The organism is Rhabdothermus arcticus, from assembly GCF_055382915.1.
This window is the reverse complement of the sequence record NZ_AP043808.1, coordinates 854,883-874,922: the sequence shown is the minus strand read 5'-3', so window position 1 is coordinate 874,922 and position 20,040 is coordinate 854,883. Positions and strand designations below refer to the sequence as shown.

At 68.0% G+C, this 20,040-nt stretch carries 17 protein-coding genes; 6 read left to right on the top strand and 11 right to left on the bottom strand.

Annotated features, from left to right (window positions below; genetic code table 11):
- Window positions 1-3: 3 nt before the first annotated feature.
- Together lptB and ACZ48Y_RS04550 are read left to right on the top strand one after the other, a co-directional pair.
- Window positions 4-759 carry an LPS export ABC transporter ATP-binding protein gene (gene lptB / locus ACZ48Y_RS04555; RefSeq protein WP_464742602.1) on the top strand — a complete coding sequence of 252 codons (756 nt, stop codon included), beginning with the start codon at window positions 4-6 and terminating at the stop codon, window positions 757-759.
- 1 nt (window position 760) lies between these two features.
- The gene (locus tag ACZ48Y_RS04550; protein WP_464742600.1) at window positions 761-2,194 is read left to right on the top strand and encodes a DUF3084 domain-containing protein; all 1,434 of its coding nucleotides are present in this window, start codon (window positions 761-763) and stop codon (window positions 2,192-2,194) included.
- Here ACZ48Y_RS04550 and ACZ48Y_RS04545 read toward each other — a convergent pair.
- From ACZ48Y_RS04545 to ACZ48Y_RS04535, 3 genes are read right to left on the bottom strand one after another with little or no spacing between them, the layout of a single operon-like run.
- Window positions 2,191-2,772: an alpha/beta fold hydrolase gene (locus ACZ48Y_RS04545; protein ID WP_464742598.1), complete on the bottom strand. Its 582-nt coding sequence runs from the start codon at window positions 2,770-2,772 to the stop codon at window positions 2,191-2,193. The two genes, ACZ48Y_RS04550 and ACZ48Y_RS04545, sit on opposite strands and share 4 nt — an antisense overlap.
- Before the next feature lie 43 nt (window positions 2,773-2,815).
- Entirely contained in the window at window positions 2,816-4,171 is a 1,356-nt protein-coding gene (gene rpoD / locus ACZ48Y_RS04540) for an RNA polymerase sigma factor RpoD (protein WP_464742596.1), read from the bottom strand.
- Window positions 4,172-4,184: 13 nt separating this feature from the next.
- On the bottom strand, window positions 4,185-5,300 hold the full coding sequence (locus ACZ48Y_RS04535; protein ID WP_464742594.1) for a methyltransferase: 1,116 nt from the start codon (window positions 5,298-5,300) through the stop codon (window positions 4,185-4,187).
- Between the two features lie 41 nt (window positions 5,301-5,341).
- Here ACZ48Y_RS04535 and tsaD point away from each other — a divergent pair, with 41 nt between their 5' ends.
- The 3 genes from tsaD to ACZ48Y_RS04520 are packed head-to-tail and all read left to right on the top strand — an operon-like array spanning window position 5,342 to window position 10,690.
- A complete protein-coding gene (gene tsaD / locus ACZ48Y_RS04530; protein WP_464742592.1) occupies window positions 5,342-6,337 on the top strand; it encodes a tRNA (adenosine(37)-N6)-threonylcarbamoyltransferase complex transferase subunit TsaD in 996 nt (331 codons plus the stop codon).
- A 9-nt stretch (window positions 6,338-6,346) separates the two neighbouring features.
- Entirely contained in the window at window positions 6,347-9,358 is a 3,012-nt protein-coding gene (gene secA, locus ACZ48Y_RS04525; protein ID WP_464742590.1) for a preprotein translocase subunit SecA, read from the top strand.
- 48 nt (window positions 9,359-9,406) lie between these two features.
- Window positions 9,407-10,690, top strand: a complete 1,284-nt coding sequence (locus tag ACZ48Y_RS04520) for a (Fe-S)-binding protein (RefSeq protein ID WP_464742588.1) — start codon at window positions 9,407-9,409, stop codon at window positions 10,688-10,690.
- A gap of 118 nt (window positions 10,691-10,808) precedes the next feature.
- Here ACZ48Y_RS04520 and ACZ48Y_RS04515 read toward each other — a convergent pair whose 3' ends face one another.
- Both ACZ48Y_RS04515 and ACZ48Y_RS04510 read right to left on the bottom strand, forming a co-directional pair.
- On the bottom strand, window positions 10,809-11,612 hold the full coding sequence (locus ACZ48Y_RS04515; RefSeq protein ID WP_464742586.1) for a glycerophosphodiester phosphodiesterase: 804 nt from the start codon (window positions 11,610-11,612) through the stop codon (window positions 10,809-10,811).
- Window positions 11,602-12,060, bottom strand: coding sequence for an EVE domain-containing protein (locus tag ACZ48Y_RS04510; RefSeq protein WP_464742584.1), 459 nt, complete (start codon window positions 12,058-12,060; stop codon window positions 11,602-11,604). The genes ACZ48Y_RS04515 and ACZ48Y_RS04510 overlap by 11 nt, the downstream gene beginning before the upstream one ends.
- Window positions 12,061-12,079: 19 nt before the next feature.
- Between ACZ48Y_RS04510 and ACZ48Y_RS04505 the strand changes: the two genes are divergently transcribed.
- On the top strand, window positions 12,080-13,420 hold the full coding sequence (locus ACZ48Y_RS04505; RefSeq protein WP_464742582.1) for an FAD-binding oxidoreductase: 1,341 nt from the start codon (window positions 12,080-12,082) through the stop codon (window positions 13,418-13,420).
- Here ACZ48Y_RS04505 and ACZ48Y_RS04500 read toward each other — a convergent pair.
- The 6 genes from ACZ48Y_RS04500 to ACZ48Y_RS04475 all read right to left on the bottom strand — a co-directional run bounded on the left by ACZ48Y_RS04500 (window position 13,417) and on the right by ACZ48Y_RS04475 (window position 20,034).
- The gene (locus tag ACZ48Y_RS04500; RefSeq protein WP_464742580.1) at window positions 13,417-15,330 is read right to left on the bottom strand and encodes a DUF4900 domain-containing protein; all 1,914 of its coding nucleotides are present in this window, start codon (window positions 15,328-15,330) and stop codon (window positions 13,417-13,419) included. The two genes, ACZ48Y_RS04505 and ACZ48Y_RS04500, sit on opposite strands and share 4 nt — an antisense overlap.
- Before the next feature lie 2 nt (window positions 15,331-15,332).
- Window positions 15,333-16,343 carry a PilW family protein gene (locus ACZ48Y_RS04495; protein WP_464742578.1) on the bottom strand — a complete coding sequence of 337 codons (1,011 nt, stop codon included), beginning with the start codon at window positions 16,341-16,343 and terminating at the stop codon, window positions 15,333-15,335.
- Complete coding sequence (locus tag ACZ48Y_RS04490) at window positions 16,303-16,740, bottom strand: type IV pilus modification PilV family protein (RefSeq protein ID WP_464742576.1); 438 nt, start codon at window positions 16,738-16,740, stop codon at window positions 16,303-16,305. The genes ACZ48Y_RS04495 and ACZ48Y_RS04490 overlap by 41 nt, the downstream gene beginning before the upstream one ends.
- Window positions 16,737-17,228 (bottom strand): pilus assembly FimT family protein, encoded by a 492-nt coding sequence (locus ACZ48Y_RS04485; RefSeq protein WP_464742574.1) that lies wholly within the window; start codon window positions 17,226-17,228, stop codon window positions 16,737-16,739. The genes ACZ48Y_RS04490 and ACZ48Y_RS04485 overlap by 4 nt, the downstream gene beginning before the upstream one ends.
- 68 nt (window positions 17,229-17,296) lie before the next feature.
- Window positions 17,297-18,697, bottom strand: a complete 1,401-nt coding sequence (lpdA, locus tag ACZ48Y_RS04480; RefSeq protein WP_464742571.1) for a dihydrolipoyl dehydrogenase — start codon at window positions 18,695-18,697, stop codon at window positions 17,297-17,299.
- Window positions 18,694-20,034, bottom strand: a complete 1,341-nt coding sequence (locus ACZ48Y_RS04475; protein WP_464742569.1) for a dihydrolipoamide acetyltransferase family protein — start codon at window positions 20,032-20,034, stop codon at window positions 18,694-18,696. The genes lpdA and ACZ48Y_RS04475 overlap by 4 nt, the downstream gene beginning before the upstream one ends.
- Window positions 20,035-20,040 lie beyond the last annotated feature (6 nt).

Genomic DNA, 20,040 nt, shown 5'->3' with positions numbered 1-20,040 from the left:
GGGATGAGCGCCGAGGCCCAGACCGCCCCCCTGCCCGCGCGGATGCGCGCGATCGGACTCAAAAAGCGCTACGGCCGCCGCGAGGTGGTGCGCGGGGTGACCCTCGAGCTTGCGCGCGGGGAGATCGTCGCGCTGTTCGGTCCGAACGGGGCGGGGAAGACCACGACCTTTTACATGATCGTGGGCTTCGTCAAGCCCAACACGGGCCGGATCGAGCTCAAGGGCCAGAACGTCACCCGCCTGCCGATGTACCGCCGGGCGCGCATGGGCCTTGGCTACCTGCCCCAGGAACCCTCGGCCTTTCGGCGCATGACCGCCCTTGAGAACCTCTTGGCGATTCTCGAGTACCGCCCCCTCTCCCGTAAGGCACGGCTCGACCTGGCCCGGAGCCTCCTCGATGAGTTCGGGATCCTGCACCTGGCGGACAAGTACGCCTACACCCTCTCCGGCGGCGAGCGGCGCCGGCTGGAGATCGCCCGGGCCCTGACCACCGAACCCGACTTCATCCTCCTCGACGAGCCATTCACCGGCGTCGATCCCAAGAGCGTGCGGGAGATCCAAAAGCTCATCGAGGAGCTGCGGGCCCGCCGCGGGGTGGGTATCTTCATCACCGACCACGCGGTGCGGGAGACCCTGGCGCTCACCGACCGGGTGTACCTGATGTACGACGGGGCGGTGGTCTTTTCCGGGGAGCCCGAGGCCTTTGCCCGGGACACCGGGGCCCGGCGCTACTACCTCGGGGAAGAGTTCGAGCTTTAGCATGAGCCTCTGGGCTGCGGTCCTCTTCCTGATGTTGCTCGGGGCGCTGATCGCCTACGCCGGCGACGTCGTGGGGCGGAAGGTGGGCCGGCGGCATCTGCGCATCCTGGGGCTCAGGCCGCGCACCACCGGGCTGCTGGTCGCGGTGCTCAGCGGAATGCTGATCGCGGTCTTGGTCTTCGCCGCGCTGATGCTTTTGGTGCAGGACGCTCGGGAGACGATCCTCGAGGCTCAGACCGTGCGTCAGGAGCGCAACGCGCTGCTCAAGGAACGGGCCGGGCTCTTGAAGGAGCAGGAGCGCTTGCGGCAGGCGGTGGCGAACCTCAAGGCCCAGGCGGCGCGGGCCTTCGCCCGGGAGGAGACGCTCAGGAACCGCGAGCGGGCGCTCAGAAAGGAGCTGGAACGCGCCGAGCGTCGGCTCTCCGAGCGCGAGGCCCGACTTGGCGAGCTCAACGCCGCGCTCGAGGTCAAGGAGGGGATGCTTCGCGAAAAGGAGGCCGAGCTTTCCCGGCTGCAGGAGGAGGCGCGCCGGGCCCAGGAGGAGCTGTCCACCCTCAAAGCGACGCTCGAGCAGCTCAAGGCCGAGGTGGTCAGCCTCAAGGCGGCGCGCAAGGAGGCCGAGGCCCGGGCCGAGGCGGCGCTCAGCACCCTGAGCGCGTTGAAGGCCGAGCAGTCGCGGCTCTCCGCCGAGGTCTACCGCCTCGAGGACGAGGCCCAAAAGCTTGAGGGCGACGTCGCCGAGCTCGCCGCGCTCAAGGCCGAGATCGAGCAACGAAATCAGGCCCTGCAAGAGGAAAACCGTCGCCTTTCGCAGGCGCTCGACGAGGCCCGCCTGGCGGCGGCGCGCCTGCGCGGCCAGCTGGGGGAGCTCTCGAAGAAAAACAAGGCCCTGGTCTCGGGGTTGAACGCCTCCCTTCGCGGTCAGGTGCTCGCGGTGGTGGAGACGTCGGGGGACGAGCCGATCTCGGTCACGATGCAGCGGGCGCTGGCCGCGGCCAAAGCGCGGGCCGCTGGCTTTGGTTTTGCCCGCCTCGTCCCCCGCCCCGCGGCGACCTCCGGGTGGCAGGGGGCGGGGCTTTTGTTCGTGCGTGCCGTAGGGGTGCGCGAGGATGGGGCGCTCGAGGTCGAGCTCGGCTTCGTCCCCAAAAAGCGCCTGTTTCCGGCGGGGGCGCTGATCGCTGCTGCGGAGCTGCCGCAAAGCCCCTCCGAGGCCCTCGCCGCTTTGCGCCGGCTGCGGCGTCAGGCCGAGGAGCGCCTGCGCGCCCTCGGGGTGCCCGACTTCATCCTGGAGCGGGATCGCCTTCCCGACACGGCGCTCTCGCGTCTGGCCGAGCGCCTAGAACGCGAGAAGACGACCGAGGTGTCGATCGTCGCCGCGGCCCCGATCGACACCACCGGGCCGATCCGCCTCAGGCTGGTGCCCAAAGCCCCCTAGCCCTGCACGAAGGCGAAGAGGGCCTCGAGGTAGCGCGCAAGGCCCTGCACCGTCTCCCGGGGGTCGTCGAGCTCCAAGCTATGGTCGGCGCCCTCCAGAACGAGAAGCGACCGGCCCGGTCCGGCGAGCGCTTTGGCTTGCTCGATCGGGCTTAAGGGGTCTTGGTCGCCGACCACCACCAGACCCTGGCGTTCGTGTTCGAGCGCCGCGCGCACCCGCGCGTCCAGGAGGAGGGGGGTCAGCCAGACCCGCGCCGCATCCCGGCGGAGCCGGTCCAGGCTGGCGGCGAGGATCAGGGTGCCGACCGACTTGCCGACCAAGAGCAGCCGGCCTCCCCGCGCTTCGGCCTGGGCCAGGCTGACCTCGGCCACCCGCTCCAGGTAGGGGCCGCGCGCCTCGGGGGGCAGTGCGTCGAGGCGGTAGGGGACCTCGAGCAGATCGTAGCTGAGGAAGCGCGCGGCCTTGGCGGTGAAGTAGAGGAAGGGGCGCTCAAGGCCGTAGCGCAGCCCGGGGTAGAGGGCGCAGACCCCTTTCCCCCCTCCCTCGGTCCAGCGCAGCGGAACCTCGTCGTGGGACATGCAGCCTCCAAAAAAGCGGGCCGGGAAGCCCCGGCCCCGTGGGTTACTCGAGGAAGTCCCGCAGCTTGCGGGTCCGCGACTCGTGGTACTTCAGCTTGCGCAGGGCCTTGTTCTCGATCTGGCGAATGCGCTCTCGGGTCACCCCGAAGTAGGCCCCGACCTCCTCCAGGGTGTGCTCGCGGCCGTCGATCAGCCCCTTGCGCAGCTTGAGCACCATCGCCTCGCGCTCCGAGAGCTTGGAGAGGGCCTTCTCCAGCTCCTCCGAGAGCATCGTCTGGGCCGCGGTGTCCACCGGGCTCGGCAGGTGCTCGTCGGGGATGAAGTCCCCGTAGAAGGAGTCCTTCTCGTCGCCGATCGGCGTCTCCAGGCTGACCGGTTCCTGGGCGATCTTGAAGGTCTCCTCGACCTTCTTCGCGTCCCAGCCCGGCCCCATCGCCTCCGCGATCTCCTCGTAGGTGGGCTCGCGCCCCAGCTCCTGCTGGAGCTGCCGCGCGGTGCGGGTGAGCTTGTTGATCGTCTCCACCATGTGCACCGGGATGCGGATCGTGCGCGCCTGGTCGGCGATCGCCCGGTTGATCGCCTGGCGGATCCACCAGGTCGCGTAGGTGGAGAACTTGAAGCGGCGGCGGTACTCGAACTTCTCGACCGCGCGGATCAAGCCCTGGTTGCCCTCCTGGATGAGGTCCAAAAAGGAGAGGCCGCGGCCGGTGTACTTCTTGGCGATCGAAACCACCAGGCGAAGGTTGGCCTCGATCAGGTGCTGGCGGGCCAGCTCGCCATCACGGGCGATGTGCAGGTAGCGCTTCTTCTCCTTGGGCAGGCTCCGGAGCTTCTGGTCGACCTCCCGGATCAGCGCCTCGTCGACCTTCTTGTCCACGCCGGGGATGTGCGGCACCCGTCCGCCGTGCCGGACCTGGGCCCGGATGACCTCGCGGATCGTGTCCACATCGATGCCCGTGGCTTCCGCGAGCTTTTCCATGGCCTTCTCGCCCTCTTCGACGCGGCGGGCCAGGTCGACCTCCTCCTCGAGGGTGAGGAGCGGCACCTGGCCGATCTCGTGCAGGTACTGCCGCACCGGGTCGGAGGTCGAGACCCGGGTGGTGAGTTCTTCTTCCTCCTCTTCCCCCTCGTCCTCTTCGACCGCGTCCTCCTCGGCGAGCAAGGGGTCGTCCGCTTCGTCGTCGGCGACGATGTCCACGCCCTCGGCGTCGAGGTAGTCCAGCACCTCTTCGTAGGACTCCTCGAAGGCCTCCTCCCCGAGCTCCGCGAGGGCGTCCTCCATCGCGGAGCGGACCTCCTCTTCGGAGAGGGAGCCCGCCTTCTTGCCCTTCTTCAAGAGCTTTTGCACCGCTTGGTTTTCCAGGACGCTGGGTTCTTTGGTCGCGGTCTTTTTCTTCATGGTCCTCCTCTGGCTAGCGCGTCGCGGACAGCACCTTGAAGCGGTCCACGGCCAAGGTCTCGAAGCGGCCAAAGCGCGCTTCGAGCAAAGGCTCGTACTTTAGAAAGGGGTTGGCCACCAGGTATAACCTTCCGCCGTCTTCAAGGTGTCGGTAGGCCGCCTCCACGAACGCCCTGCCCACGTCCAGAACGACGCTCCCCCCAAGGTGAAAGGGGGGATTCGTAACCACGATATCAAATCTTTCCCCGTCCTGCAAGGCTTCGTCGACGTCGGAATGGAACAGCGCGACCTCCAGGCCGGCGGCCTCGGCGGAGCGCCGGGCGGCGCGGACGGCGGCGAGGTCGTCCTCGAGCCCCACCACCCTGGCTCCCTCGGCGGCCAGCGGCAGGGCCAGCGCGCCGTAGCCGGCGCCCAGGTCAAGGACCCGCTGCCCCGGCCGGATTTGCGGCAGGGTGCGCAGCAGCAGCGCGCTCGCGGGGTCCACGTGGCCCTCCGAAAAGACCCCGGGGAGGGTGTAAAAGCTATAGCGGCGCCCGCGAAGCTCGGCCTCAAAGCGCTGCCATAGAGGAGGAAGCTCGGCGGCGTGCTCCTTTTCCAGCACCGCGACGCGAAGCCCGCCTTCGCGCTGCACCACCTTGCCAAAGCCCACCAGGGCCTTGGCCCGCTTGAAGTAGCGCTCGAACCCCTTGTGCTTATCGCCCGCGATCCAAAGCCGCCCCCCGGGCCTGAGGGCCCGTCCGGCGGCGATCAGCGCCGCCTCAGTGTAGCGGCTGCCCCGCTCTGCGGGCAGGACCAGCAGCGCGGTGTCGTAGCGCGCCGCCTCGGCCTCCCAGGGCAGGCCCGCCCGGGCGGCAAAGCCCCAGGCCTCGGCGTTGGCCTGGAGCGCGCGAAAGGCCGCGCGGCTGGGCTCGATCGCCTCCACCTCCAGCCCCCGGGCGCGGGCGGTGACCGCGAGGAGGCCGATCCCCGGGTTCAGGTCCAGGGTGCGGCCCTCGGGGGCCATCGTCCGGGCCAAGAGCGCATAGCGGGGGTCGGGAAAGCCGCGCGCGCCGGCCTTGACGAAGATCCGCCCGGTTTCAAAAGGAAGGGGCCGCAGCCCGTGGTAGTCCGCCAGGGTGCCCTCGGTCACGCCCTTTATCGTAGGGCTTTATTTTGCTAAAGTGTAGATTTGTGATCGTCCTTGGCATCGAGACCTCCTGCGACGACACCGGGGTGGGCCTGGTGGAGGACGGGCGGGTGTTGGTCAACCTCGTCGCCTCCCAGGTCGGCCTGCACGCCCGCTTCGGTGGGGTGGTGCCGGAGCTGGCTTCTCGCGAGCACACCCGGGTGATCGATCGCCTGGTGGAGCGGGCCCTTGGCGAGGCCGGGCTGGGGGTGGAGACGATCGACGTCGTCGCCGCGACCCGCGGGCCCGGGTTGGTGGGGCCGCTCTTGGTGGGGCTTTCCTACGCCAAGGGGCTGGCGCTGGCGCTCGATCGACCCTTTTATGGCATCCATCACCTCGAGGCCCACCTCGCTGCCGCCGAGGGCGAGGGGCTCGTCCCGCCCTACCTCGCGCTGCTGGCTTCCGGCGGGCACACCCACCTCTTCGACGTGCCCGCCGAGGGGGTCTACCGGTTGCTCGGCGCGACCCGGGACGACGCCGCCGGGGAGGCCTTCGACAAGGCGGCGCGGCGCCTTGGGCTGGGCTACCCTGGCGGCCCGGCGATCGCCGCGCTGGCCGAGCGGGGCGACCCCGGCCGGGTCGCGCTGCCCCTGCCGCTTAAAGGGCAAAAGGGCTACGACTTCAGCTTTTCCGGGCTGAAGACCGCATTCGGGCGCCTCTTGGATCAGGGCCACCGGCCCGAGGACCTCGCCGCCGCGTTCCAGGCGGTGGTCGTCGAGAGCCTGGTCGCCACCCTCGAGCGCGCCGCCAAGGACCTCGGCCGCACCCGGGTGGTGGTCGCGGGCGGGGTCGCGGCGAACCGGGCGCTTAGGGCACGCCTTGAGGCCAGCGGCCTTGAGGCCCACTTCCCGCCCTTCGAGCTGGCCACCGACAACGGCGCGATGGTGGCCCTCGCCGCCTGGCGAAAGCGGGTGCGGGGCCTGGCGCCCAGCCCCCTGGACCTCGAGGCCCGCCCCTACCTGCCGCTGGCCGAGACTTCTCACGTGCCGGGCGTAGAATAACGGGGACTTATGCTGGGAATCCTCAGGAAAATCTTCGACAACAACGAGCGCGAGGTGCAGCGCTACTACAAGACCGTGGTCGAGCCGACCAACGCCCTCGAGCCCGAGGTGGCAAAGATCGAGGACCTCGCGGCCGAGTACGAAAAGCTCAAGCGCGCGCACCTTGAGGGCGGCGAATCGCTGGAGGCGCTCATGCCCCGGGTCTTCGCCCTCACCCGGGAGTCCGCCAAGCGCTTCCTTGGAATGCGCCACTACGACGTGCAGCTGATCGGCGGCGCGGTCCTCCACGAGGGCCGGATCGCCGAGATGAAGACCGGCGAGGGGAAGACCCTGGTGGCCACCCTAGCGGTGGCCCTGAACGCCCTGACCGGGAAGGGCGTGCACCTGGTGACGGTCAACGACTACCTGGCCCGGCGCGACGCGGAGTGGATGGGGCCGGTCTACAAGGGGCTGGGCCTCGAGGTCGCGGCGATCCAGCACGACACCCCGCCCCCCGAACGGCGGAAGGCCTACCTCGCGGACGTCACCTACGTCACCAACTCCGAGCTCGGCTTCGACTACCTGCGCGACAACATGGCGCTCAGTCCGGACCAGCTGGTGCTGCGCCACGACCATCCCCTGCACTACGCGATCGTCGACGAGGTGGACTCGATCCTGATCGACGAGGCGCGCACCCCGCTGATCATCTCCGGCCCCGCGGAGAAGGCCACCGACCTCTACTACAAGCTCGCCGAGATCGCCAAGAAGCTCGAGCGCGGCGAGCAGCCGGAGCCCCACGAGAAGGACAAGGAGCCCACCGGCGACTACACGATCGACGAAAAGCAGCGGCACGTCCAGCTCACCGAGCGGGGGATCGAGCGAGCGGAGAAGCTCCTCGGCATCCAGGGCCTGTTTAGCCCGGAGAACATGGAGATCGCCCACATGCTGATCCAGGCGATCCGGGCCAAGGAGCTCTACCACCGCGACCAGGACTACATCGTCAAGGACGGCCAGGTGATCATCGTCGACGAGTTCACCGGCCGCCTGATGCCCGGCCGCCGCTTCGGCGAGGGGCTGCACCAGGCGATCGAGGCCAAGGAAGGGGTGAAGATCGAGCGCGAGAACCAGACCCTGGCCACGATCACCTACCAGAACTTCTTCCGCCTCTACGACAAGACCGCGGGGATGACCGGCACCGCGAAGACCGAGGAGAAGGAGTTCCAAGAGATCTACAACATGGACGTGATCGTCGTCCCCACCAACAAGCCGGTCATCCGCGTCGATTACCCGGACCAGGTCTACCGCACCGAGCGCGGGAAGTTCCTCGCGGTGGTCGAGGAGATCGCGGAGAAGTACGAGCTGGGCCAGCCGGTGTTGGTGGGCACGATCTCGATCGAGAAGTCCGAGCGGCTCTCGGCGATGCTCAAGGAGCCGCGGCACTACCTGCCGCGCCTGGAGCAGCGCGTCGAGGCGCTAAAGAAGGAGCTGAAGAAGAAGTCCGGTGAGGACTGGGACCGGCTGAAAAAGCTGCTCGCGCGTCCGGGCAACCTGCGGGAGAAGGACCTGGCGGCCTTCGATCCCCTCTTCGTCGAGCAAAAGGGCAACCTGGCCAACGCCTGGGCGGACCTCAAGACCGCGGTGCACACGCTGGAGGTGATCCGCAAAGGGATTCCCCACCAGGTGCTGAACGCCAAGTACCACGAGCGGGAGGCGGAGATCGTCGCCCAGGCGGGCCGCTCCAAGACGGTGACGATCGCCACCAACATGGCCGGCCGGGGGACCGACATCAAGCTCGGCGGCAACCCCGAGTACCTGGCCGCGGACCTCTTGGAAAAGCACGGCTTCGACCGCTACGAGTGGAAGGTCGAGCTCTTCATCAAGAAGCTCTTGATGGGCAAGGAGGACGAGGCCCGGGCTTTGGCCGAAGAGCTCGGTGTCGAGGAAGGCTTGATCGCGCAGATCCGCGAGATCAAGAAGCAGACCGAGGCCGACGAGGCCCTGGTCAAGGAGCTCGGCGGGCTGCACATCATCGGGACCGAACGCCACGAGTCCCGGCGCATCGACAACCAGCTGCGCGGCCGCTCCGGGCGGCAAGGGGACCCCGGGTCCAGCCGTTTTTACGTCTCCTTCGACGACGAGCTCTTGCGACTCTTCGCCTCCGACCGGGTCATCGCCATGCTCGACCGGATGGGGTTCGACGACTCCGAGCCCATCGAGCACAAGATGGTGACCAACGCCATCGAGCGCGCCCAGCGGCGCGTGGAGGACCGCAACTTCGCGATCCGCAAGCAGCTCTTGCAGTTCGACGACGTGATGGCCCGCCAGCGCGAGGTGATCTACGCCCAGCGCCGCAAGGTGCTTTTGGGCAAGGACGACGAGGTGCGGGAGGCGGCGCTGGCGATGGTCGAGGACACGATCGCCGGGGTCGCGGAGAACTTCCTCAACCCCCAGATCCACCCCGAGGAATGGGACCTGGCGGGGCTCAAGGCGGCGCTCGTCGACTACGTCCCGGCCTTCGAGACCTTCGACTTCGAAGCGCTACGCGAGCTGACGCCGGAAAAGGCCCAGGAGGCGGTCCTCGACTTCGCCCGCAAGGCCTACGAGGCCCGCGAGGCCGAGCTCGGGCCCGAGGTCATGCGCGCGGTCGAGCGCTTCGTCATCCTCTCGATCGTGGACTCGGCCTGGAAGGAGCACCTGCACAACCTCGACGTGCTGCGCCAGGGCATTGGGCTGCGCTCGTACGCTCAAAAGGACCCCTTCCAGGAGTACAAGTTCGAGGCGACGAGGCTCTTCAACGAGATGATCGGCTTCATCAAGTCCGAGGCCACCAAGTTCCTCTTCCGCCTCAAGGTCGAGGCCGAGCCGCCGAAGCCCGACGTCTACGTCCCCGTGCCCAAGCCCAAGAAGGCCCAGGCCCAGCCCGCGGGCGCGCAAAAGGCCAAGCCGAAGCCGGTCAAGAAGGAGAAAAAGCTCGGCCCCAACGACCCCTGCTGGTGCGGGAGCGGGAAGAAGTACAAGCATTGTCACGGGAAGATCGCCTGAGCGCGTGGCCACGCGCCACGGGCCATAAGCCTTTGATAAGCTCTTTCCGTGGACCTCGAGCGCCTGGTCGCCGACGCCGAGACCTGCGTCCGTTGCGGGCTCTGCACCTCGGTCTGCCCGACCTATAACCTCTTTCACGAGGAGATCCAGGGCCCCAGGGGGCGCGTCTTGCTTTATGCCGACTACGCCAAGGGCCTGGTGCCGGAAACCGAGAAGGCCCTGGTGCTGGAGGCGGCCTACGACTGCCTGGACTGCCGCGCCTGCCAGACGGTCTGCCCGAGCGGGGTCAAGCCCGGCGAGGCCGCCCTCGACGCTCGCGTCGCCTTGCAGGGCGGCCGTCCCAAGGACGCGCTGACCGCGCTGGCTTTGCGCGTTTTTTACCTGCCCTGGCTCATCGACCTCGCGAACCTGGCCCTGGTCGTCTACCAGCGCAGCGGCTTGCAGCGCCTGGTGCGGGGAACGCGCATTTTGGATCGGCTGGGGCTCAAGGCCCTGGCCTTCGCCGAGCGCCTCCTCCCCGAGCGGCCCATCCGCCCCGCGCTACGCCTCTTCGGGCCCCGGGTGCTCCGGCCCGAAGGGGCGCCAAGGGGGCGGGTGGCCTTCTTCCTCGGCTGCGTGATGAACCTGGTCTTCTCCGAGGCCTCCGAGGCCACGGTGCGGGTCATGCAGGCCGCGGGCTACGAGGTGGTCATCCCCCGCGAGACCACCTGCTGCGGCGCCCCGCACATCGAGGAGGGCGACCTGCGGGGGTTCGAGGCCTTGGCCAAGAAGAACCTCGACCACTACGCCGACCTCGAGGCCGATTACATCGTCACCGACTGCGCCGCCTGCGCCGCCGAGCTGAAAAAGTACGCCCGACACTTCAAGGACGACCCGGTCTACGGCGAGAAGGCCGCCAGGGTCTCGCGCCGGGTCCTGCTCTTTTCCGAGTTCCTGGACCGGGCGGGGCTGCCCGACTCGGTGCGCTTTCCCTTTCCCACCACCCACCAGCACGCCTGCCACGCCTGCCACGCGCAAGGGGTCAAGGAGGAGCCGGAGCGGGTCCTGAGCTTCGTCGCCGACTACCGGCCGATGCCGGGCAACACCGACTGCTGCGGCTCGGCCGGGGTCTACAACCTGACCCACACCGAGAACGCGATGCGCATTTTGGAAACCAAGATGCAGGGCGTCGCCGAGACCGACGCCGAGGTGCTCACCGTGGAGAACCCGGGCTGCCTTTTGCAGCTCGACCTGGGGGCCCGCACCTACGGTCCCAAGGTCGAGGTCCGCCACCTCTCCGAGGTGGTCTGGGCGGCGATGCGCGAGCGGGCGCAAAAGGCGCAAGACGCCTAGGCATCGACGAGCTGAGAGCGGACCCGGTTCGCGAGCCCATGCGCGAAGCGCGTCGTCGGGCCGAGCTTTTTGCGGGTCGCGAGCGAAGGCGGGCCGTCGACGATCAAAGGGGCCTGCTCTAGCGCACCAGCGGCACCAGGCGCTGGGGGTAGTCGGTGAAGATCCCCGCCGCGCCGGCTTCGAGGAGCCGCTGGGCGAAGGCGGGATCGTTCACCGTCCAGGGGCGGATCCGTTTGCCCCTGGCGGCGAGGCGTTCGACGACCTCGGGCGGGGTGAGCTCGGCGCGGGGGTTGAGCTCGTCGAAGTCCTCCGCCACCCCCCAGTCGATCGGGCGGTGGCGGTCGTCGCCGAGCACCGCCTGCACGCGAAACTCCGGGCGCAGGGCGCGGGCTTTGCGCATCAGGTCCAGGTCGAAGGAGCTGAGCACCACCGTCTTGGACGCCAGGCCGAGCCGGTCGATGACCTCGAAGACCGCTTCCAAGAGGGGAAAGGCCTGCATCGGCGGGGGTTGGTGCTTGAGCTCGAGGTTGACCCGCCAGCCGAGCGCCTGGGTTAGCTTGAGCGCCTCCTCCAGGGTGGGGACCTTGGCCTCTTGGATCGCCCGGGCTTCTCCAGGGCCCAGGGCCTTGGCCTCGCCAAAGGGGTCGTCGGCCAAGAACCAGCTCCCGGCGTCGAGCGCCTTGAGCTCATCCAGGGTGAATTCGGTGAGGGTCCAGGGGGCACGGTCGGGAAAGCGGGTTTCGGCGTCGGTGGTGCGGCGCAGCGAGGCGTCGTGCATCAGGATGGGCACGCCGTCGCGGCTGACCCCGATGTCGGTTTCCCAAAGGTCGGCGCCGAGGGCGTGGGCCTTTTGGGCCGCGATCAAGGTGTTCTCCGGGGCCAGGCTGCGGGCCCCGCGGTGGGCGATGATCTCAGGCTTCATGGGCGAGGGAAACGATCTCGCGGTAGATCGGCTCGGGGACCGGCATCACCGAGAGCCGGTTGCCGCGGCGAAGGAGGTGGAGGTCTTCGGGAGAAAAGCGCTCGCGCAGTTCAGCGAGGGTGACCATGCGCGGGAAGGTCTCGAGGTGCTCGAGCTCCACCGTGATCCAGCGAGGGCGCTCCAGGCTGGCCTTGGGATCGTAGTAGGGGGAGGCGGGGTCGAACTGCGTGGGATCGACGACCCGGGCGCGGTGGACGCGGGCCCGGCCCACGACCCCCGGGGGCTTGACGTTGGAGTGGTAAAAGAGCACCTCGTCGCCCTCTTCCATCTGCCTCAGGAAGTTTCGGGCCTGATAGTTGCGAACCCCGTCCCAGACGGCGACCCGCTCCTGCTCCAGGTCGGCGATCGCGTAGGTGCTGGGCTCGGACTTCACCAGCCAGTAGCGCATGCGTCTAGACTAAAGGAAGATGGCAAACCTGCGCCGCCTGCAAACGTCCCTGGGTCCGGACAAGGTGCGGCTCGACCTCGCCGACCGGGTGCTGCATCGCTACGACGCGATCACCGAGGGCGCGATTCCCCTCGCCGTGGTCTACGCCGAGGGGGTGGACGACGTGGTCCAGACCCTGCGCTTTGCCCGGGAGGAGGGGATCGCGGTCTTTCCCCGGGGCGGGGCCAGCGGGCTCTCCGGCGGGGCGGTGCCCACCGAGGAGGGGATCGTGCTGGCGCTGAACCGCATGACCCGGTTGACGGTTGACCTCGAACGCCGCAGGGCCTGGGCCGAGCCTGGGGTGGTGACCGCCTGGGTCTCCGAGCGCGCCCGGCCCTTCGGGCTCTACTATCCTCCGGACCCCGCGAGCCAGAAGATGAGCACGATCGGCGGAAACCTCGCGGAGAACGCCGGGGGCCCGCAGTGCTTCAAGAAGGGCGTCACCGGCGATTACGTGCTCGAGCTCGAGCTGGTCACCCCGGACGGCGAGCGCCACCGGCTGACCCGCGAGGCCTACGACCTGGCCGGGTTTTTCATCGGCAGCGAGGGTACCCTCGGGGTGGTCACCGGGGCCTGGCTGCGGCTCGAGCCCCTGCCCACCTATACCCGCACCCTGGCGGCGTCCTTTGCCCGCATCGAGGACGCCGCCGCCGCGGCCTTCGAAGCGATCCGGAGGGGCGCGGTCCCGGCGAAGCTCGAGTTCATGGATCAAGGCTGCATCCGCGCCGTCGAGGCGGCCTTCGGGTATGGCCTGGACACAGAGGCCGGCGCGCTGCTCCTGGTGGACACCGACGGCGACGAGCTCGAGGAGGTGGAGGCCGAGATGGCCGCGGTGGAGGCGGCGTTCGCCGCCCATGGCGCGCGCCTGCACCGGGCCCGGGACGCCGCCGAGGCCGAGCGGCTCTGGCAGGCCCGGCGGGCGGTGAGCCCGGCGCTCGGACGCATCAAGCCCTTCAAGCTCAACGAGGACATCGCGGTGCCCCGTTCCCGCCTGGTCGAGGTGGTGCACGAGATCCAGGCCCTGGGGGAGGCCTTCGGGTTTCCGCTGGTGCAGTTCGGGCACATCGGCGACGGGAACCTGCACCCGAACATCCTCTACGGTCCCGGGGACGACGTGGAGAAGGTCCATGCCCTGGCCCACGAGATCGCCCGGGTGGCGATCCGCGCCGGCGGCGTGATCACCGGGGAGCACGGCGTGGGGCTGATGAAGCGGGCCTTCCTCGCCGAGGCGGTGGACGCGGCGACCCTCGAGGCTTTCCGCGCCGTCAAGCGGGCGTTCGACCCCGAGGGCTACCTCAATCCGGGAAAGGTCTTGCCCTAATAGTCTCGGTAGCTGAGCGGTACAGGGATGACCTTTTGAACGCCGAAGAACCGCGCGGTGGGGAAGTTGGGGGGAATCAGCTTGCTGTCGGCGAACCTGGTGTCGTAGTCGTAGGTTTCGATGTACCCGCTGGTGAGCTGACCGTTCCAGCCGATCGTGCCGCGCAGCTTGTCGCTGCTCTGGATCAGGCCGCCAAAGAGCCGCATCTTGCCTTGGGGTCCCCGACCTCTGTAGTTTTCGACCGCGAGCCCTTTTCCAGAGGCACCCGAGAGGTAGGAGCCCCAGAGGTAGATGTTGTCCGGGGCGCCCTCGAGGATGGTGATGTCCTGGCTTTGGGACATGACCCCCAGCACCGTCTTGAGCGGCTTCCCGCTGAGGTTGCAGCGGGGGTGCTGGTTAAGGTAGCTGCTGTTTGCGAGCTGGGTCGGGTCGCACTCGTAGGTGAGGTCGCCGGTGATGCCGATCGCGCCGGTCGCGGTGATGTTGAGCTGGGTCTCCAGGCTAAGCGCGGGGGGAATGGCGTCGGGTGGGGGATGGTCGGGACAGTCGTCGGCGCTACCCGGGTAATCGGATCCGCAAGGGAGGGGCCCGGTTCGGGGTGGGCCGGAAAGGGATTCGATCTCGCCGTTGACGAAGATCTGCCCGGTCGGCCCGCCGCTCCCGATCGGCGCATGTCCGTTGGGCACGCCGCTTAGGGTTTCGTCGGAGAGGGTTTTCCAGCTCCCAGACTTCTTCATTTGATGCAGCACGCGGGTCGTGTTCGCGGTGTAGTCGACGGTGATCGTCCAGCGGTGGAGGCGGCCGTTCTTTCGTTGTTCGATGCGGTAGACCTGCTTTCCGTCACCGCTGGCTTTAAGTGTAAGACGCTTCACGTTGCCCTGGATGTAGATCCCGCCGCTGACCTGGCCGCCGTCGTTGATCACGTAGACGCCCTTGGGCACGCTGCATCCCGGGCGTTGGCCCAGCGCCTGGCAGCGTTCTCGCTGGGTGGCGGGATCGGGGACGCCGTCCCCGTCGGCATCCTGCGCCGGATCGAGGCCGAGCGCCGCCCGTTCCTGGGACACCGCGCTGGACGGCAGGGCGATCTCGGGGGCCTTGCGCACGAAGCCTTTCTTAAAGATGGGCACGGTGCACGGTGGGCGCGAGTCGCCCTGGATCCATTGGAGGTTGGGACCGCTGCAACCGTCGCCGCTAAAGTGCCAGTACCAGGCGCCGTCGTCGGCGGTGCTGGCCACGTCGTTGAAGACCGGCCGTCCCCAGAAACCCCAGTCGTGGTTCGCGTGGACCGGTCCGTCGAAGACCGTACCGGTTGAGAAAAAGCCGTTCTTCCCACCGGCGTCGTCGACCAAAAAGAGCCACTGGGAGAGCGAGGGACGTCCGAGCTGAATGGAGAGGTATCCGGTTTCCCGGACCCGGCGCCGCGCGCTGTCGATCACGCCGGTGGCGATGACCTCATAGTCCGCGACGTAGGTTTGCGCGGTGTCCGAAAGGGTGGCGCCGCGAAAATCGTGAACGCGGTAGGTGAGCTCGACCTGGGCATCGGCGATGCCGTATTCCGGGGGGAGCGCTCCAAAACTGGCGTTTAATAGGGTTTCGAGGTTGGCTTGGAACGTCGCCCAGTCCCTCTTGGGGATTACCCAGTCGGTGGAGGGGTCGTTGGCGTTCGAGAGGAAGGCGGTCGAGTAGGGCAGGATCAGGCTGCTGAACGCCGGCTGAGCGAAGTCGCTGAGCACGGCTTCGGCATAGGTGGCGCCGGCTTCGGCCGCTGCCAGCGCTTTGAGGTGCTGAACGCTGGCGCGGGTTTGGCGCAGGTCGCCCACGGTTGCTAGGCTCAGCGCCAAGATGACCGCAATCAAGACCATCATCACGCTCAGCGCGATGATCAATGCAAACCCGCTCTTATTCCGCATGGCTACCTCCTGAAGTGGATGACTTGGGTGAGCGTGTAGCGGGTGTTGGGGTTACGCCGCTCACCGGTAATCGAAATGCGCACCGCGCGCAGGATGGAACCCACGTAGGTCTTCCCTGGTGTCATGGGGACGGTGCTGTACCCGCTCCCGGGCAACGCATCCAACGCCGCTTCCAGGGTGGGGTAGAAGGCCAGCTTCGAGGCGGGGTCCTGGGGATCGAGGGGGACGCCGTACGCGACCTTGAACCCGGTGATGTCGAAGGCCACGAGCTGGCTCAACTCCGGCGATGCGGGAGCGTCCCTCAGGCCCGGGATGCGGAACAGGGCGGTTCGCCCGGGCGTCGTGGGGTCGTCGTCGAGGTAGTAGGTGAAGACTTGTGCGCCCAAGACGTAGGCGTTCGGGGACCAGGTGCCGCTGATCTTGTCCCAGCGGTGTTGGATCTTATCGGAGTTGGGGGGCGGTTGGTGGGGGCCGCTGCAGGGCTTCGTGTGGTCGCGTAGAAGCTGCCGTTGCGTGATGCGTAAGAGCTGCGCCGAGTTCCCGTTCACCAGCAGGGCGAGCGCGCCGACATCGAGTGGACGCGCGTCGCAAACCCGGGTCTCTGCGGCGTTCGTGAACGAGTTTCCCGGCGGCTCGGGGACCCGGGTGTGGAATCCGGTGAGGGTGACGGCCGCGATCTGGTAGTGGTTGCTGCAGGGGAGCGATTTCCCCGTGTAGCTGGGGGGGTTGACGTCTGGAGAACGCACTTGGTGGTCGCACTGTGCTTCGGGAAGGTTCCAAACGTGCAGGAAAGCGCTCGAGCGCAGATCCTCGGCGACGACCTTCATGGCCGCGCGCACGTTCTGCTGGATGGAGATCTTCGCGTCTTCGCTGCGCTTGGTGCGTAGCGTCGAGGTAAGCACTTGGAGGACAAGCAGGCTAAGAATGCCCAAGAGCCCCATGGCCACGAGGAGCTCAATGAGGGTGAGCCCTCTACTGCTTGATGAGGGTTTGAACCGTGAAATGGCCTTCACCTCCCGCCGGTTTGCGGTAATAGGTTTCAATGGCGACGTTCCAGAGGACGGGATCCTCGCTCACCTGCTTGGTGAGCACCGAAAACTTAAAGCCCGACCACTCGCTGTTCAAGGAAGCGGGGTTGGGATCGCCCGCCGCGACGAAGGTGGGGTCCGAAGCGTAATCGTAGCCGTAAGGGTAGGTCTTGCCACCGGTGAACTGCTGGAAGTCCAAGCTTTTGGATTGGAACCGGTCGATCCAGGAGTGCGTGGCGGTGATGGCGCGTTCGCGAACGCGTCCCTCGGCGTTCAGTCGGATGCTGGAGATAAGGCTCGTCACCACCACCCCGCCGACGATCCCCAGGATGACCAGGGCCACCAGCACCTCGATGAGCGTGAAGCCGCGTCGCCTTCTCATCGCACCACCCGTATGGCGCCCACCAGGGAGGGCACGACCGTCCTCCGCAAGGTGCCGTCGCTCAGCTTGATCTGGCCCGGGGTGCCGCCGCCAAAGTGCGCGAAGCCCCGGGTATCGAAGGCCACGCAGTCGCCGGGCGCAAGGTTTTCAAAGCGCACCGGACGGGGAAGCTGGCGGTTGCGTACCGGGTCGAAGCCTTCGCTGACGTTGCAAAACGCCCCGAGAACGCTTGGGTCGTCTTCGTCTTCAGCGTAGCGTTCGAGGACGAACCCGGTCGCGGTGACGCGCCATCGGCAGATCCGGCTCTCGCCCAGGCTTAAGCTTCGGCACGCCTGGAGCTCTTGAGCGACGAGCTGGGCCGCTTGATCCATGCGCATCTGGGCACGAAGCCGGCTCAGGTTGGGGGCCGCGATGGCCAGCAGGATGGCCAAAACCGCAATCACCGCCAATAGCTCGATCAATGTGAAGCCAATACGTGACTTGATCATCGACTCATTATGATGCCTGCGCCAAGCGCACGACACCCCCCATTTGGGGGGTGTCGGGGTGGAGCGCCTTACTTATTGAGGATGTGGATGGCGGCCTTTTCGACGTTGGCCGCGGCTTCCATCAGCGACTCGGAGAGGGTGGGATGGGGGTGGACGGTGAGCTCGAGGTCCGTGGTCAACGCCCCCATCTCCAGGGCCAGGGTGGCCTCGGCGATCAGTTCCCCGGCCTGGGGGCCGACCGCGTGCACCCCGAGCACCACCCCGTACTCGGCCTCCGCCACCACCTTGACCATGCCCTCGGCCTCCTGCAAGGTGAGCGCCCGGCCGTTCGCGGTGAAGGGAAAGCGCCCGACCTTGACCGCAAGCCCCTTGGCCTTGGCTTCCTCCTCGGTCATGCCCACCGAGGCGAACTCGGGAAAGGTGTAGACCACGCTGGGGACGAACTGGTCGAAGGCGCTGGGCTGGCCGGCGGCGACCTCGGCGGCCACCACCCCTTCCTTCATTGCCTTGTGGGCCAAGAGTGGGCCGCCCCTGAGGTCGCCGATGCTGTAGAGTCCCGGGACCTTGGTGAGCATGTGGCGGTCCGAGGGCAAAAAGCCCTTCGCGTCCGGGGTCAGGCCGACGGCCTCCAGCCCCAGCCCTTCGCTGTTCGGCCGGCGTCCCACCGCGACCAGGACCTTGTCCACGTCGAGGGTCTTCTCCGCCCCCGACTTGCGCTCCCGGTAGCGCACCCGCAGGGCGCCGTCGTGTTCCTCGTAGCCCAGGGCCTCGGCCTGGGTGATCAGCTTGATCCCCTGCTTTTTCAGCGCACGGGCGAGGAGCCCGACGACCTCGGGGTCCTGGCCGGGCAGGATCTGGTCCATGTACTCGAGGACCGTCACTTCCTTAGCGCCCAGGGCGCGGTAGATCGCCGCGAACTCCAGCCCGATCGCGCCGCCGCCGATCGCCAAGAAGCGCTCCGGGATCCCCGCCTCCACGCGCAGCGCGCCGGTGGAGGAGAGGATCCGTTCTTCGTCGAAGGCAAAGCCCGGAAGCGGGGCGGGACGGCTGCCGGTGGCGAGGATGACGCGCTTGGCGCGCACCCGCTCCCCGTCAACGTCAACCTCCCGGGGGCCGACGAGCCGCGCCGTGCCCCGTTTGAGGTCGACCCCGTTGCCCTTGAAGAGGAAGGCCACGCCGCTGGTGAGCTTCTTCACCACCTGGTCCCGCCAGCCGGCGAGCCTTTCCAGCTCGAGCGCCTTCTTCTCCAGCACCAGGCCGAACTCGGCGGCCTTCTCGCTGGCCTTCAGGGTGTGGGCGACGTGGAGCAGGGCCTTGGTGGGGATGCAGCCGACGTTGAGGCAGACCCCTCCGATCTCGGCCTTCTCCACCGCGAGCACCTTGAGCCCCAGCTGGGCGGCACGGATCGCCGCGTGGTAGCCGCCGGGGCCGGTGCCGACGACCACGACGTCGTACTCGGCCTCGCTCATCGGGCCTCCAAGAGCCAGAGCTCGGGGGCTTCGAGGTACTTGATGACCTCCTTCAAGAAGCGCGCTGCCTCCGCGCCGTCCACCAGGCGGTGGTCGAAGGAGAGCGAGAGGTACATCATTTTGCGCACCGTAATCGCCCCCTCCCGCACCACCGGCCGGTCCTGGATCGCGTGCACGCCGAGGATCGCGGCGTCGGGCACGTTGATGATCGGGAAGCTAAAGACCCCGCCGATCGAGCCGATGTTGGTGATCGAGAAGGTCGAGCCGGTCACGTCCTCGGGGGCGAGCTTGCCCGCGCGGGCCTTCTCCGCGAGGGCGTTGGCCTCGGCGGCGAGCTCGAGCAGCGACTTCCGGTCCACGTCCTTGATCACCGGCACGACCAGGCCCTGGTCGGTGGCCACCGCCATGCCCAGGTTGTAGTAGCGCTTGAGGACGATCTCGCCACGGGCCTCGTCGAGGCTACTGTTGAGCTGGGGGAACCGCTTGAGCCCCTGAACCACGGCCTTGAAGATGAAGGGCAGGTAGGAGAGCTTCACGCCGCGGGCCTCGGCTTCGGGCTTGAGCTGGGCGCGGACGCGGACCAGCTCGGTGAGGTCGGCCTCGTCCACGTGCAGGGTGCGCACCGTGTAGAGGTGGCTGGCCACCATCTGCTGGGCGATGACCCGGCGCATGCCGCGAAGCGGGACCCGTTCCTCCCGGTCCTCGTAGCCCTTCGGGGTCTTGTAGGTCGGGGGCGGGGGAAAGGCGCTGGGCGCGGCGGGGGCCGCGGCGGGCTGGGGCGCGGCCTCGGCGAAGCGACGCACGTCCTCGACCCGCACCCGGCCAGCGGGCCCCGAGCCCGGCACCTGGGCGATGTCGATGCCCAGCTCCCGGGCCAGTTTGCGCGCCGCGGGCACCGCCAGAACCCGGCCAAACTTGTTGGTCCCGGCGACCGCCGGGCCGGAGGGCGCGGGGGCCGGCTTGGTGGCGGTGGCGGCGAAGGGGTTCTTGACCTTGGCCTCGGAGGTGTCCGGCTTGAAGAGGACGCGTTCGTCTTCCTCCGCCTCCTCGCTTTGCGCCGCCGTAGGCGCGGTCCCCGCGGCCACCTCGCCGGCCTCGTCGGGCTCGGCGATCAGCGCGATCGGGGTGTGGATCGGGACCACGTCGCCTTCCTGTACCAGCTTCTTGACCAGCACCCCCTCGTAGGGCGAGGGCAGCTCGACGGTCACCTTGTCGGTCATGACCTCGACGATCGGCTGGTCCTTTTTGACGTAGTCCCCCTCCTCGACGAGCCACTTCAAGATCTCGCCCTCGACGATGGACTCGGCGAGCTCGGGGAGCAGCACTTCCTTGGGCATTGGGCC